This window comes from Frankia nepalensis, from assembly GCF_016786325.1.
Classification (GTDB): Bacteria; Actinomycetota; Actinomycetes; order Frankiales; family Frankiaceae; genus Pseudofrankia; species Pseudofrankia nepalensis.
The window spans coordinates 1-1200 of record NZ_JADWYU010000004.1; the positions used below are offsets into that span (position 1 = coordinate 1).

At 76.1% G+C, this 1200-nt stretch carries 1 protein-coding gene; it reads right to left on the bottom strand.

What is annotated here, in order from left to right; all coding sequences use genetic code 11:
* Positions 1-55 precede the first annotated feature (55 nt).
* A partial coding sequence (gene sucB, locus I6A81_RS00030) for a 2-oxoglutarate dehydrogenase, E2 component, dihydrolipoamide succinyltransferase (RefSeq protein WP_203010051.1) occupies positions 56-1200 on the bottom strand: 1145 nt, incomplete at its 5' end.

Genomic DNA, 1200 nt, shown 5'->3' on the forward strand with positions numbered 1-1200 from the left:
CCTCCTGGGGAGACGCGGGGCCCGACGCGCTGTCAGCCGCTGGGGGCGGGTGGGCCTACAGGCCGAGCTCGGCCTCGAAGGCGCCCTCCTCCAGGCGGCTCTTCACGGTGGTGAGGAAGCGGGCCGCGTCCGCGCCGTCGACGATCCGGTGGTCGTAGGTCAGCGCCAGGTAGACCGTGGAACGAACCGCGATCACCTCGCCCAGCTCCGGGTCCTCGACGACGGCCGGCCGCTTGACGACGGTGCCGGTGCCGAGGATGCCGACCTGGGGCTGGTTGATGATCGGGGTGTCGAACAGCGCGCCCCGGCTGCCGGTGTTGGTCAGCGTGAACGTGCCGCCGCCCAGCTCGTCGGGGGAGACCTGGTTGGCGCGGGTCCGCTTCGCCAGGTCGTCGATCTTGCGGGCCATCCCGGCGAGGTTCAGGTCGCCGGCGCTGTGGATGACCGGCACGACCAGGCCACGCTCGGAGTCGACCGCGAAGCCGAGGTGCTCGACGTCGTAGTACGTGACCGTGCCGGCCTGGGTGTCGACGCTGGCGTTGAGCACCGGGTGCTCCCGCAGCGCCTCGCAGGCGGCGACCGCGAAGAACGGCATGAACGACAGCTTCACGCCCTCGCGGGCCAGGAACGCGTCCTTCGCCCGTGCGCGCAGCTTCGCGATCCGCGTGACGTCGGCCTCGACGACCGTCGTCAGCTGGGCGCTGACCTGCAGCGACTCGACCATCCGCTTGGCGATGACGGAGCGCAGCCGGGACAGCTTCTCCGTCTTGCCACGCAGCGCCGGGACCGGTGCCGCGGCCTTCGCCGCGGGCGCGGCGGCGGGCCGGGCGGGCGCGGCCGGAGCGGGGGCGGGCGCGGCCGGGGCGGCCTGAGCCGGGGCGGCCGGTGCCGGTGCCGGGGTGGCCTGGGCCGCCGGGGTGGCCTGCGCGCCGCGGGCGGCGTCGAGGATGTCCTGCTTGCTGATCCGCCCGCCGGGGCCCGTGCCGTTGACCGTTCCCAGGTCGACGCCCAGCTCGGACGCCATCTTGCGGACCAGCGGCGTGACGTAGCGGACCTCGCCGTTGGCGGCGGCCTGACCGGCGGAGCCGGTCTGCTGGGAGGCCTGCGGCGCGGGAGCCGGAGCCGGCGGGGGCGCGGGAGCGGCCGGAGCCGGGGCTGGGGCCTGCGGCGGGGGAGCGGCGGCGGGCGCCGGGGGCGGGG